The sequence below is a fragment of the Dethiosulfovibrio peptidovorans genome, from assembly GCA_002748665.1.
GTDB classification, from domain to species: Bacteria; Synergistota; Synergistia; order Synergistales; family Dethiosulfovibrionaceae; genus Dethiosulfovibrio; species Dethiosulfovibrio peptidovorans_A.
Map to the genome: position 1 here is coordinate 45311 of PDTB01000019.1, position 13051 is coordinate 58361.

Below are 13051 nucleotides of genomic sequence, written 5' to 3' on the forward strand. Positions count from 1 at the left end.
GTGTATTGCGCAAAAATTATAGATCAAGACTTTTACAGCGTCAACGTACCTTAAGGATTGAGGTGATGAGGAGTGGACATTCTGAAAGAGGCCCTGGAGTTAGAATCATGGATCGTGAACATCCGCAGAAAAATTCACCGCCGCCCTGAGCTGGACTTCGACCTCGACGAAACCGTCGCTCTGGTCGAAAACGAGTTGACGGCGATGAACATCCCCCACAGACGATGTGCCGGAAGCGGGATTGCCGCATGGATCGACGGATCAAGATCAGGCCCAATCGTGCTCCTTCGAGCCGATATGGACGGATTGCCCATTCATGAAGAAACAGCTCACCCCTATTCGTCGGAAATCCCGGGACGTATGCACGGCTGTGGTCACGATGGTCATGTAGCTTGCCTCCTGGGAGCCGCGAGAATGTTGACCCGTCAGCGGGAGAATTTTAACGGGCGAGCTCTCTTGGCTTTCCAACCAGCGGAGGAGACAACCGGGGGAGCTCAGCCAATGATAGACGACGATCTCTGGGGGGAGAGAGCTCCCTCAGCGGCTTTAGCCCTTCATGTCAACCCAGATCTTCCTGCAGGAACCATCGGCGTCAATAGAGGAACGGCAATGGCCGCCTCGGATACCTTCGACCTCACTATCCGGGGAATCGGCTGCCATGGAGCCGAACCCCACAAGGGAATCGACACCATCGCCGTAGCCTGTCAGACCGTAACGGCACTTCAACACATCGTGAGCCGTCGAACCGATCCTACAGACTCAGCCGTGGTAACCGTGGGCTCCTTTCATGGGGGAACTGGAAGAAACGTTGTTGCTGAGGAAGTTCGGCTGGAAGGGATCATCAGGAGCGTCGGTGGAGAGTTGAGGGAACGGATCAAAGAGCAGGTTCGGACGACAGCGACAGCCATACCAAAAGCTCTTGGGGCATCGGCAAATATTCAGTTTGCCCGAAGCTATCCCACTCTGGATAACAACCCCCAGGTATGCGCCGTCGTCGAGGGGTGCGCACGGGAGATCTTGGGAACACAGAACGTCGTGCCAGTGGATCGGCCATCCATGGGAGTGGACGACTTCGCCTACTTCGCCCAAATCATCCCGTCATGTTACTTCACCCTTGGGATTCGAAACGAAGCCCAGGGGATCACAGCTCCCCTTCACAGTCCACGATTTGACCTGGACGAATCAGCACTTCCTCTGGGAGCCAGCATACTGGCGAAAGCCACCCTTCGCCTTATTTCCGGGAGAACTCCTGGCGGTAGGCCTTTGAAAAAGCCTTAACGAAATGGTTTTTCCATTCATGATGTACGAGCCATTCACGAGGATTCGGCCATGGAGTCATCGGGACGAACCCCTTTTTACGCTCTTGCACCATCCTTAAGACGATGCCCGATACGCTGGAGGCCCCGAAGAGGACCTCATCAAGTGAGAATTTAAAAAGATCCCCGAGATATCGATCCTTTCGGAGCGCTGTCATGGCCAAAACCCGAGCCCAGGGCTCACCAGCCGTCGTTCGGCGATTGGAGCGACCGGATCGGGTGACGATACAGATGTCACCAGAATGGAAAAGCACAAAACATCCGGGTGGGAACGGCACCACCAGCTGCTCTAACAGAGAGAAAGCTATGGGGTCGAGCATACTCCCGACATTCTCAGCCATAACCCGAAGAACCTCCCACGGACCCAATCCTGGACGATAGGGACGGTCTGATGCCAAAGCATCGTACATATCGGCAACAGTCACCAAGCGAACGACTCTGGGAATATCCTCACCAGAGAGGATATTCCCCTTGTTCCTGGGCCCGTAGCCCGTCCCGTCCATCCGCTGATGGTGATGGAGCACGATCCCCCGAACCATCGGCATGATATTGGGGTGAGAGCGAAGCAGCTCCGCTCCATACCAAGAATGTAGCCTCATCTCCTCCCATTCAGCCTCGTTTAGAGGTCCGGTCTTGTTCAGAATATCAGGAGAGATGCAGAGCTTGCCAATATCGTGAAGAACGGCCCCCAACCCCACGTTAACGGCATCCTGAAAGTTTCCAACAGGAAGCCAGGCAGCCTCCACAGCCTCCTGATACAAAGCCAGAGACAAAACCGCCACAGACCAACAATGGTCATAGGTTACCTTGTCCATGTTGGAAATGGCTTCCAGGCTTCCCAGAAGCTTCTCGTTATTTTGCTCTAAATCCCTCACAACAGCAGAAACTAAGTGAAGGAGGGACTCCAAATCCTGATCTGAGAGCCTCATGTGTTTCAAAACGTTTGAGAAAACTCGATCGACCTTACGACGACCTTCCTGTTTTCTCTCCTCAGACACAAGCAAGATAGGAGCATCGCTCTTTCTATTCGATGTCTCTCTGATCATGACCTGAGTGATACCGTGTTTTCGGAGAGAAGCGATCAGATCCCAGGACAAAACCGTACCCTCAACGACCAAGGGAGTCGTCCCCGAGTTAAAGACCGCCTGACCGATAGCCATACCAGGCTCTAACGCATCCACTGTCGCCACATATAACGCCACCAATACACCTCCACGGCAGGGAATTGTGATAAACCCCAGGCCAGACAAGTTCGTGGCATTCAGCCCAAAAAACGAGAATTGTCTCATTCCCTGATCTAATCTTATTTTTAATTCGATAAACTTACGATTGAGGTGTTTAGATCCACACAAGTGGACAAGCATACCAGTTTTTTGCTGCCAGCATCGTCGCTGTTATCTCTTGGAGAGTAAAATTACCTTAAAATGCCCCGGAATCGCTCTATGAGAGCTATATCACCTTATGAATTTAAAAACAAAATTCTTGATTCGCATGTTACGCTCTGACACATCGACCTTGGAACGTCTTCGTCAAGCTTGAAAGTCTCCTCGAATTCACAGCTGAACCGCGTTCTCAATGCGCTGCACCTGAACGAACTCGACGCTCCGAAATTCTCTGAGGTGTTTTTATTCTGCTTTCGAGGCTTCTGTACGGAACTTCGTCTTTCATCAGAGTGAAAACCAGGACAAAAATCTCTATGGCACTGGTGATCTCCGTGTATTCAACACCTCCGAACGATACGAAAGCCTCTCGAACATGTCGTTCTCAGGAGTTTCGCGGTCTCAAAATACTCCTACGAGAACCATACTCGAATCGCCTTCGTCACCCGATCCTGATCCTCAGGAGACAACCCCACGTAGATCGGCAGGGAAATCTCCATCGACGAAAATCGTTCGGCCTTGGGAAAATCGCCGGGGCGATACCCGAAACGTCTTTGGTAATAGGGATGGAGATGAACGGGTGCATAATGGACCTGAACCCAGATACCCAGCTCCCGAAGATGGATGAAGAGCTCCTTTCGAGCCTCTGGCGGAACTCGAAAGGAATACAGGTGATAACCATGGCCAGGATGAGCCTGCGGCAAAACGCATCCCGGCAGGGCCGACAAATCACGGTCATACCGATATGCCACAGCCCGGCGCTCCTCCAAAAACCGATCCAGCTTAGACAACTGGCTGAGCCCCAAGGCGCACTGAATATCACTGAGACGGTAATTGTATCCCAGATCCATCATCTGATTAGCCCACGGACCGTCGGGATTCTCCATAACCACAGGATCTTTGGTGATCCCGTGAGAGCGAAACAACCGAAGCCTCTCTGCCAACGAAGGATCGTCGGTCACGACTGCCCCCCCCTCGCCGGTGGTGATGTGCTTCACCGGGTGGAAACTGAAGACCGTCATATCGGCCTCCTGCCCAACCGCACGTCCTCCGCGCCGAGCTCCCAGAGCGTGGCATCCATCCTCAACGACCAAAGCCCCCACGGACCGGGCCATCTCAATGAAAGGCACTATATCGACGGGAAAACCGCTGTAACTCACGGGAGCGATCACCTTCACCGCCGAGGAGAGTTTCGCAAAAACCTCGTCGGGATCAAGACATCCCGTATCGGCGTCCACATCGGCAAAAACCGGTCGTCCTCCCTGATACAGAGCGGCATTCGCCGTCGCGGCAAACGTCAGAGGCGTCGTGATAACCTCGTCTCCCGTGCCAACCCCGGCAGCGTACATAGCCCCATGAAGGGCGGCTGTCCCGCTGGAAAAAGCCACGACATGTCGAGCCCCTGTGGCGTTACACAGCCCCGCCTCAAAAGCCTCCACCGCAGGCCCCTGAGTGAGCCACTCGCCCCTCAAAACAGCCGTCACAGCAGCGATATCGTCGTCGTCGACACACTGATGTCCGTAGGGAATCAAAGCCCAGTCCTCCTCGTCGAAATTTGCGACAAACCGGCCAAAGCCGACAACTCCTCGATTGCCCTACGAGCCCCGTCGACGGGGACACATCCCGGAGGTGGCGGAACCGCCCTTTCGAGGGCCCCCAAAAGACCTTTTGCAGACACGTCACTCCACCATCCAAGGCTTTGTCCCCAACCAAGATCGCTCAAGGACATACCGATAGCCCTCTGGTTCTCCGCAACCTGAAAAACGACCACAGGCTTGTTCAACGCCAGAGCCTCATAACACGTCACGCTCGACGTACAGACCACCGCTGACGCCCGAGCCATGAGCACCTCAAAATTATCAGGCGCCACAAGAACCGACAAGCCTGGCTTATCCGCGGCAGTCTCGCGAATGGAATCGATCATCACCCCCGAGACGAAAGGTCCCACCACCACTGTCACAGGCGGCCAGTCCGAGCCATACCACGAAACAAGGCCTGACGTAGCCCCAGCAATATCGGACGCACCAGCCACAAAAAAGACGAAACCGTCATCTCGGGGCGAAGCATCCCGAAAAGAAGGCCGAAGTGGGACATAGCCTGGCCCCAGCAACAACGACGCCCCGAGCCCATAGGGGATATTTTCAGCCCCCAGGTTGTAGTTCAGGACCGCCGAGGCCCACCGTTCCACAGGAAGATGGCGGTAATCGTCGACGACCGTCAGAAAATACCGTTCTCCCAGCCACGCCAAGGCATCGGCGGAGAAACGATAGCCGTCAGCGATCACCAGATTTCCACGATCGACATACAGCTGCTCCAAAGCAGGCTCGAGCTCCGATACGGAAAAGGACTCCACGGCCCGAAAGACATCCCCGTTCCTCATCGACGAGGAGACCTCAGTGGGAACAACCCATCGAACAGTCATATCCATATCCCGAGCAGCACAAGCCAGAGATCGACACCGACTCAGGTGCCCCCCCCCCACCTCGGGACCGCCGTCAGCGAGAATGATACCCCTCATGACACCTCGTTTTCTTTCTTCTGGCTTCAGAGAAACCTCAACTAAAACTCTGTGCCTCGGAAGACATATTAGGAAGCACAACCCCACTCCACCTCCCTGCTAAAAGCAGGGACGATGCTTTCTCAAGCCGAGCATACAGAGATTCCCACGTGTCCTATGGTACAACCTCAACAGCTCTCTTCCGTACCCAAAATCACGGAGGCATTGGGGAAAACGTCAAGCTTCTTCCTTTTAGGACCCTTACATTTTAACACGAAGGAACAGATTGTTCGGTTCACGTCCTCTTTTCCTTCGAGAAACACAACTGCACAAAAGACCGTGCCTGTTATTGGCTACGTGTACAAGCTTTGGTACGACACCACTCAGATCGCAACATGCCGAGCCAATACAAGTCCACAGTTTTCCCGCTGTCGGAGCGAATCAAATGCTCACGCCAACACCCCTCCAGACGAAAACCTCGACGAAGATACTGAACGAAAGCCCTCTCGTTGGTTGAGAGAACTGACGTATAGAGGCGACGAAGTCTCAGTTCATCAAACCCCCAACGAATAACCTCATCAACCATAGCACCCGAGTACCCCTGGCCTCGAAAAGCAGACTCCCCGATATACATGCTCCATGAAGCGCTGCCTGCGTGAATGTCGATGGAAGACAGAGCGATGATTCCCATGGGGATACCGTTCACGTGAGCGACCCGAACATCAGAAAAAACCTCTTTGTTTCGCAGACGATCCAGCCATTGTCGGTGTTCTTCTTCGGAAATCTCCTTATCGTTCACCATCTGGGAACGAACATCATCTCGATTACGCCATATTCGAAGTAAACTTCTGGTCTCAGTAGACACCGCTGGAGACCACAGATCAAAAAACTCCATCTTTCACCTCACAGACCGCAGGAGGACAAACCCCTCAGCGGCATCACCGCCGATAACAGAGCCCCTTCCACGAGCCTCATGTTCTATGGCCGGTAACGACCGAGGGTGAGGCCATTCCCGAAGTTCTCCTGTATAGGCGGCCATGGCCTGTTTTTTTCTCTCCAGGGTTGTGGAAATGTCGTAAAACACCTGTGGTGCATAGACAGAGGCTCCAAAATTCCACTCGGTGGACGAGAGGACAGAGAAAGAAAGGACCTCGACAACAGGACAACCTCTCATCGGGCGTGTCGCCGTCTTCACGGCCCGAACCGTCACCCGATGATCCACATTCAGGTCTCCCTCGTAATGAGTAAAAACCATAGTGGGACAGCGATCATCCACGCATCTCTCAACGATCTTGACCACATCCAGCAAAGGAACGATATCGAAGCGATTGTCCGGCAGGTCGCCAAAGAGGACATCCCGAACCCCTAAAACGCTGTTGGCCCTTTGAGCCGTCTCCTTCAACATCTCCAGATCTTGAACGTGTTTCTGAGCGTCTCGGATACCATCACGGGACGTTATTCCCTCGCCCAGGATCAGCACATCCACATCCCAGCCATCATCGGCCAAACGAGCCATAGTTCCCCCACAGCCCAAAACCTCATCATCGGGGTGAGCGGCGACCACCAACGCAGATCTATTCATGATCATCCTCCCTTATGGAAAAAAAGACGTCAGAAACGACCTGGTGCGTTTCCTGTCTGGCTCTGGAAAATCGCAACCGAAAGGGGCCACAATCGGCGAAAGCCCGAGGGTAGCCCTCTCCATCGAGCATGCGAATCCAATCGTGAAGCTGTTCAAGCGATGACAGCTGAGAGATGTCGCCATCGGAGTCGGTCCGCCTCGGGAAGACCTCTCCGGTTCCCTCTTGCGGCTGGGGAACCGGAAAAGACGAGAGCATCCATGGAATGATCTCTTCAAATATTTTCGACATGACAGCGGATAAAATCTCATCGACAGTCCCACACCGAAGGGACATCGGCCACTTTCCATACACAGGGCCAGTGTCGAGACCACCATTCATACGCAGAGCCGTCAAAAAAGTGTCATAGAGACCTCTCGCAATATGGTTTTGGATAGGACTCCCGCCTCGTCCGTCGGGAACATCTCCCAGATGAAAGACGACACACTCGTACTCGGACCAGATATCCTCGGGGACGAGCCAGCTCCAATGTGGAAAAAATACGTACCTGGGACTCACCTCCCGAAGAAAGGAGATTGTCAGATCCTCAGGTTTATTAATCAAAAACCAATGTCTCCCGTCGGCCCATGGTCCGACGGTAAAACGGCGGAACGCCTCACGTGCGCCCTCCCCCTTCGAACAGACCACAAAAGACGACACCTACACCATCTCCCAGGTTATCCACTGATCCGCTTCGATATCGACGGCGGCAGTTCGTCCCACCACGAGATTCCGATGCTTGGGTGCGATACCATACCCCGGCCTCTTGCAGACGATCATCTCCCTGGTGATAGTCGTCCCCCTGGGGATATCCGCAGCAGCGTGCAGACTACGCCGAGCCTTGAGATAAAACTCCATCTCCTCCTGAGAAGGACCGAGCTTTCGGCCATCGCCCATGGCCGATTCTACGTCCCGAATCTGGCGAACCAGCTCCAAGAGCTCATCGGGCTCGATGGCAAAAGGATGATCCGGCCCCTCCATGGTTCGATCCAACGTAAAATGCTTCTCCACCACCGACGCCCCCATGGCGACGGCAGCCACCGACACGTGAACCCCTGGCGTGTGATCCGACAGGCCAACCAAAGTACCGAAAGCCCTGCGAATGGTCTCCATACTGCGGAGGTTCATGATGTGGGGAGGTGCTGGATAAGCCGAAGCACATTGAAGAAAAACCACCTGCTCGTTTCCGGCTTTCCTGCAGGCTCGGTAGACATCCTCGATCTCGGCCATGGTCGCCAGACCGGTGGAAACGATCATGGGCTTGCCCTTGGACGCACAGTGCTCGATTAAATCCAGGTCCACCAGTTCAAAAGAGGCGATCTTGAAAAAATCGCTCACCTCGTCCAACTCCTCAATAGCCTGGTGGTCAAACGGCGTAGCAAAAAAAAGAATTCCCTTCTCCTGACAGTAGGCAGCCAAGCCTGGGAGCCAATCTCTGGGGGTCTCTATCTCCGATATGAGAGTGTGAAGGTCTTTGTCATACCCTGAGTGCATGGGTGTCTTTTTGGAGTACATCGTATCCGCCGAGTAGATCTGAAACTTGACAGCGTCGGCTCCAGCCGTCACAGCGGCGTCGATGTGACGGAGGGCCAACTCGTAGGAGCGGTTGTGATTGGCCCCCACCTCGGCGATGATAAAACATGGATGGCCATCGCCGATTCGTCTGCTGCCGGACAGCTCGATGGTCACGATATCATCACTCCTTACTGTTCAAAAAGCACACCGCCATCACGTCAAACGCTTAAAACCAACGGACGCCGGTTTGCCCCGAAGCCGTCGGCGACAATCCTTGAGCGAAAGGCACAACGCAATCTCCGAGAAAACCTCATCCACAGCAGCCAGGTACTCCGTCACATCGTCCATGGTATGGGCGCTCATGGCATAGAAAAGATTAGAAGCCAGATACCCCCTATCCAACATAAGCTGAACAAACAGGGCCTTTGTCGTCTGAGGTTCGGGAGTCTCGAAATCCACGTGACTCATGGGATACATTCCGCCGACATGGCCGGGGATGCCGTGTTTGTTCAACAGACGGTCCCAGCCTTCCTGAACGGTCCTTCCAAGGACCACCAGGTGCTCGCCCACATTCTCTCTTCTGTGCTTTCGTATGGTCGCCAGGGCCGCAGCCGGACCGGTTCGCTCGGTCCAGCACGTGCTGGAGACGAAGGTCTCCTGAGCCGAGGACATCACAGCACCCTTGCCGATAACCGTGCCGATAGGGTAGCCGTTGCCCAGAGCTTTTGAAAAGACGGCCATGTCGGGTTCATAGCCAAACAGACGGTGAGCACCACCGGTGTTCATACGGAAACCGGCTGATATCTCGTCCACGATGAGCACCGCTCCGCAGTGATCGGCAAATTCCCGGACTGCCCTGACAAAATCCTCTGTGGGCGGATCGTTTCGAATGGGCTCGAGAATAACCGCAGCCAGGTTCTTTCCGTAACGATTTACGATGCCTTCCAACTCATCGGGGCGATTGAAGCGGAAGGGAAAGGCCGTTCCCTTCAATGCCTTCGGCACACCGCTGGGGCTCAACCCCGACAGCAGGTGTTCCCCCAGAGCGTTTTCCGTTCCCACGTTTGCGGCGATATACCAGTCGTGCCACCCATGATAGCCGCAAAAAGCCACGATATCCTTGCCCGTACGGGCCCTAGCGATGCGAACCGCAACGGCCATAGCCTCGCCTCCAGAGCGGGTATACCGCGCCATATCGGCCCATGGATGAAGCTCACACAGCAGATCAGCCAACGCCACCTCTTCGGGACAGTTAAGCGACGAGGAGCTTCCCTGACGAATGGCCTCTATAACCGCCGCATCCACGTCGTCGTCACAATACCCGAGAACGTTGGCCCCGATGCCCGAGATGCTCATATCGACATACCGATTGCCGTCTAAATCCCAGACAAGGCATCCTTTGGCCTTCTGATAATACCCAGGCCAGACACCCAGCGAGAACATATCCGGTCGTTTTGACAGAAGCTGCGTCATCCCGGGGATACGCCGTTTAGCCCGATCCTGCATGGCCAGGCTCTTTTCTATGGTCATGCTCGCTCACCGCCTTTGTGGTTTTGTCGATGTACAAACGCCTGATCCTCCAAAAGAGATCGAGTGTACCCCTCGTTGCGTTCAAAACCGTCGTTCAGACTCTCCAGATCGGGACGCTTTCGCAACAGCTCCAGGACATCATCGGTGGAAAAGGTCGGATTAGCGGGATACAGAGAATCGTATACCGCCTTGACGAACGCGTAATCCTCGGGTTCGTCCACGGTCCACCGCATGGATGACAGGTCTTCCCCGTCTCTGAGCAGAGAACCACATCGAAACCGCTCAGGCCTGGTATGGACAAAAGAGGTGACGTGTTCCCGCTCCGATGGCAGCTCGGCATATCGCCAGGCCTCCTCCAAAACGGAGAAACGGAGGACCTCCACGTCTAACCCGTCGGGATAGGTAGGAGCTATCGTGTTGCTGGTGTACTCGTTGTCTTCTCGTACATGGAGCTCCATCACCCGGTCGATAACGTCCGGATCGATCAGAGGACAGTCGCCTGTCAACCGAACGACATGGTCTGGGTGAACTCCCTCCGCCGCCCTGTAGAATCGGTCCAGAACATCGTTGAGACTCCCCCGAAAACAGACGACCCCATTTTTTTCACACAGAGACGCCAGTACGTCGTCGGAAACGTCGGTGCTGGTGGCGATCATCAAGCCATCCAGACAGCGGGCCCGCTCAACCCGTTCCACCTGACGAAGGATCATGGGGGCTCCCGCCAGGGGCTTCAAGACCTTGCCGGGCAAACGACTGGATGAGACTCTGGCCTGTACGATGCCGAGGATCACCGGAGGCACTCCATCATAATCTGGTCGACAAAAGCACCTTTAAAGAAACGATGCTGTCTCAACACCCCCGCCTGCCGATACCCCGCCTTTTCAAATGCCCGCCGGGACGGCTCGTTGGGGGCGTAGATCCCGGCAAAGAGTTTATTGAGGTTCAGATCGCAGAAGGCGTATTGGGTTGCCAAAACGATAGCTTTGGTGCCAATCCCCCGCCCTCTCACCCCGGGCTCACCAACCAGGATCCCGAGATCGCCAAATCGGTGAACCGGATCGATCCCGCCGATCTTCACGTTGCCCACGTGACCGTCCTGCCGTGTGAATATCCCAAAAAGGATATCTCGAGAACTGGCATTGACCGCCTCAACATACCCTCGAAGAGATTGTAAAGAGAAAGACGCAAAACGAGACTCCAGATACAGAAGGACATCTGGATCGCTCATCCACCGCAGATACCGTTCGGAGACGTCATCTGACGCCAGTATCCGTAAAAACACGTCGTTACAATCCATGTCTGGTGTCAGCCTCCTTTGGCCAATACACGGGCTCCACCACTGCCGGATCGTCGACGGCGAAGGACGATAGACCATGGCCCCACCTCTCAGGCCTCTGAGACAGAACCTGCCCGATCTCTTTAAGATGTTCCAGACCGTTCACCCCGACCACCAGCCGATCCACCTCGGGAACGGCCAGACAAAATCCCAGGGCCATCGCTAAAGGAGAAAGCCCACGATCTTGCCCAATATCCCGCAACGATCGCAGCAGGGGCCGAACGGCGTCAAAATACGAGGATGGCTCGTCGGGCTCCATCAGCAAGAGCCCCTGCAAAAAACAGGAACGAACGTGAAGCTCAAGGCCCCGGCGTTTCATACGCCCGAGAAGATCGTTTTGAAGAAATCTCTGATCCAAAATATTCATGGGGAACTGAACCAGATCCACGTCGTATCTTTCCAGAACGGCCTCGGCTTCCTGAGGACGATAGAGAGAAACCCCGATCTTTTGGGTCAGCCCCTCCTCCCTGCAACGACACAGCTCACACCAGAGGGACTCTTCCTGAGAACCAAGCAGGTCCTGCGCGTTATGGACCAATACCCCATATAAAGAGGGAACTCCCAGAGATCTCAGGGTTCGGGACACCCCCTCCAGGGGAGAAGAACCCCCGGAAGGGACCTTGCTCACCACCAAAAACTCATGCCCCTCAGGCATGGTCCGACCTAGAACCGACTCGGCGTTGCCGTACACCGGAGCCGTATCGAGACATCGAAGCCCCCGGTCATGACCGTATCGCAAAATGGCTGCGACCTCATCGGGCTCGGTGCATCCCCTTCTGTTGGAGATACCGTATGAGAGCCCAAACTGCGCAGTCCCCAGCCCCAGCCGGTCAAACAATCTCTCCTGAATCATCCCTGTTCTATCAATTGCAGGATCTCGTCGTGAGATAACACCTGAGGATTAGCCCCCGAACTATACTCAAACCCCTCCGACACCGGCACCCCCTTCTCGCCCAAAGGATTTGAGGCATACTCAACCGGTTTAAGAAAACTGACAGACGGAGTGATAACAAAATGATCGTGAAACTCCAGAGTGCGTTTCGAGTCGTCGGCAGGACACATCACCTCGTGAAGCTTCTCCCCTGGGCGACTTCCCACGATCTTTTGGGGCAACCCGGGAGCCATCACCTCGGCGAGATCGACGATCCGAAGAGAGGGGATCTTCGGGATGAAAATCTCTCCAAGCTGAGTTCGTTGAAAGGCCTTGAGGACAAACTCCACCCCCTGAGAGAGCGTGATGACGAATCGGGTCATCCTGGGATCAGTGATGGGAAGCTCCGAAGCTCCCTGTTCCAGAAGTTGACGAAAAAAGGGAATCACCGACCCCCGGGATCCAACCACGTTGCCATAGCGGACCACGGCAAAGCGGGTTCTCCCCTCTCCCACCAGGTTGTTGGCAGCGATGAACAGCTTATCGGAACACAGCTTGGTTGCCCCATAGAGATTGACGGGATTGGCGGCCTTATCGGTGGAGAGGGCGATAACCCGCTCCACATCAGCAGCGATAGCCGCACGGATGACGTTGTAGGCACCATCCACGTTGGTCTTTATACACTCCATGGGGTTATACTCCGCTGCGGGAACCTGCTTGAGCGCAGCGGCATGGACCACGAAATCCACGCCCTTCATCGCCATGGACAGACGTTCCCCATCCCGAACATCGCCGATAAAATAGCGCATGGCTGGATGGTCGAAGGATTGCTGCATCTCATACTGCTTAAATTCATCCCGAGAGTAGACGATAACCCGCCGAGGAGGAGGAGACTGAGTCCGCAACAGATGTCGGATAAACGCCTTACCAAACGAACCGGTTCCACCGGTCACCAAAACGGCCCTTCCACCAAACACCATACCACACC

The 13051-nt window shown here is 54.8% G+C and carries 13 protein-coding genes; 1 reads left to right on the plus strand and 12 read right to left on the minus strand.

Translation table 11 applies throughout. The features are described from left to right. Positions 1–72: 72 nt before the first annotated feature. On the plus strand, positions 73–1278 hold the full coding sequence (locus CSA35_04685) for a peptidase M20 (GenBank protein PIE54671.1): 1206 nt from the start codon (positions 73–75) through the stop codon (positions 1276–1278). On the opposite strand, the gene CSA35_04690 is transcribed toward CSA35_04685, so the two are convergent. From CSA35_04690 to pseB, 12 genes are all read right to left on the minus strand, one after another. Continuing rightward, entirely contained in the window at positions 1232–2680 is a 1449-nt protein-coding gene (locus tag CSA35_04690; GenBank protein ID PIE54672.1) for a hypothetical protein, read from the minus strand. The genes CSA35_04685 and CSA35_04690 overlap by 47 nt on opposite strands. Positions 2681–3108: 428 nt before the next feature. Then, positions 3109–4227 (minus strand): UDP-4-amino-4,6-dideoxy-N-acetyl-beta-L-altrosamine transaminase, encoded by a 1119-nt coding sequence (pseC, locus tag CSA35_04695; GenBank protein PIE54673.1) that lies wholly within the window; start codon positions 4225–4227, stop codon positions 3109–3111. After that, positions 4224–5213, minus strand: coding sequence for a hypothetical protein (locus CSA35_04700; protein ID PIE54674.1), 990 nt, complete (start codon positions 5211–5213; stop codon positions 4224–4226). Before CSA35_04700 ends, pseC begins: the two co-directional genes overlap by 4 nt. 325 nt (positions 5214–5538) lie before the next feature. Then, the gene (pseH, locus tag CSA35_04705; GenBank protein ID PIE54675.1) at positions 5539–6087 is read right to left on the minus strand and encodes a UDP-4-amino-4,6-dideoxy-N-acetyl-beta-L-altrosamine N-acetyltransferase; all 549 of its coding nucleotides are present in this window, start codon (positions 6085–6087) and stop codon (positions 5539–5541) included. A gap of 3 nt (positions 6088–6090) precedes the next feature. Continuing rightward, positions 6091–6774 carry a GlcNAc-PI de-N-acetylase gene (locus tag CSA35_04710; protein ID PIE54676.1) on the minus strand — a complete coding sequence of 228 codons (684 nt, stop codon included), beginning with the start codon at positions 6772–6774 and terminating at the stop codon, positions 6091–6093. Beyond that, the gene (locus tag CSA35_04715) at positions 6767–7471 is read right to left on the minus strand and encodes a methionyl-tRNA formyltransferase (protein PIE54677.1); all 705 of its coding nucleotides are present in this window, start codon (positions 7469–7471) and stop codon (positions 6767–6769) included. The genes CSA35_04710 and CSA35_04715 overlap by 8 nt, the downstream gene beginning before the upstream one ends. Next, a complete protein-coding gene (locus CSA35_04720; protein PIE54678.1) occupies positions 7472–8500 on the minus strand; it encodes an N-acetylneuraminate synthase in 1029 nt (342 codons plus the stop codon). 39 nt (positions 8501–8539) lie between these two features. Then, on the minus strand, positions 8540–9856 hold the full coding sequence (locus CSA35_04725) for an aminotransferase class III (protein ID PIE54679.1): 1317 nt from the start codon (positions 9854–9856) through the stop codon (positions 8540–8542). Then, positions 9853–10566 (minus strand): spore coat protein, encoded by a 714-nt coding sequence (locus CSA35_04730; GenBank protein PIE54738.1) that lies wholly within the window; start codon positions 10564–10566, stop codon positions 9853–9855. Before CSA35_04730 ends, CSA35_04725 begins: the two co-directional genes overlap by 4 nt. A gap of 77 nt (positions 10567–10643) precedes the next feature. Next, positions 10644–11153: a GNAT family N-acetyltransferase gene (locus CSA35_04735; GenBank protein PIE54680.1), complete on the minus strand. Its 510-nt coding sequence runs from the start codon at positions 11151–11153 to the stop codon at positions 10644–10646. Continuing rightward, entirely contained in the window at positions 11143–12045 is a 903-nt protein-coding gene (locus tag CSA35_04740; protein PIE54681.1) for an aryl-alcohol dehydrogenase, read from the minus strand. The genes CSA35_04735 and CSA35_04740 overlap by 11 nt, the downstream gene beginning before the upstream one ends. Then, entirely contained in the window at positions 12042–13040 is a 999-nt protein-coding gene (gene pseB / locus CSA35_04745) for a UDP-N-acetylglucosamine 4,6-dehydratase (inverting) (protein ID PIE54739.1), read from the minus strand. The genes CSA35_04740 and pseB overlap by 4 nt, the downstream gene beginning before the upstream one ends. Positions 13041–13051: the final 11 nt, after the last annotated feature.

What these genes read in the sequence shown, in the direction of transcription:
- CSA35_04740 (PIE54681.1), bottom strand. Translation starts at nt 12,045, where the DNA reads ATGATTCAGGAGAGATTGTTTGACCGGCTGGGGCTGGGGACTGCGCAG.
- CSA35_04730 (PIE54738.1), bottom strand. Translation starts at nt 10,566, where the DNA reads ATGATCCTTCGTCAGGTGGAACGGGTTGAGCGGGCCCGCTGTCTGGAT.
- CSA35_04735 (PIE54680.1), bottom strand. Translation starts at nt 11,153, where the DNA reads ATGGATTGTAACGACGTGTTTTTACGGATACTGGCGTCAGATGACGTC.
- CSA35_04690 (PIE54672.1), bottom strand. Translation starts at nt 2,680, where the DNA reads ATGCTTGTCCACTTGTGTGGATCTAAACACCTCAATCGTAAGTTTATC.
- pseH (PIE54675.1), bottom strand. Translation starts at nt 6,087, where the DNA reads ATGGAGTTTTTTGATCTGTGGTCTCCAGCGGTGTCTACTGAGACCAGA.
- CSA35_04700 (PIE54674.1), bottom strand. Translation starts at nt 5,213, where the DNA reads ATGAGGGGTATCATTCTCGCTGACGGCGGTCCCGAGGTGGGGGGGGGG.
- CSA35_04725 (PIE54679.1), bottom strand. Translation starts at nt 9,856, where the DNA reads ATGACCATAGAAAAGAGCCTGGCCATGCAGGATCGGGCTAAACGGCGT.
- CSA35_04710 (PIE54676.1), bottom strand. Translation starts at nt 6,774, where the DNA reads ATGAATAGATCTGCGTTGGTGGTCGCCGCTCACCCCGATGATGAGGTT.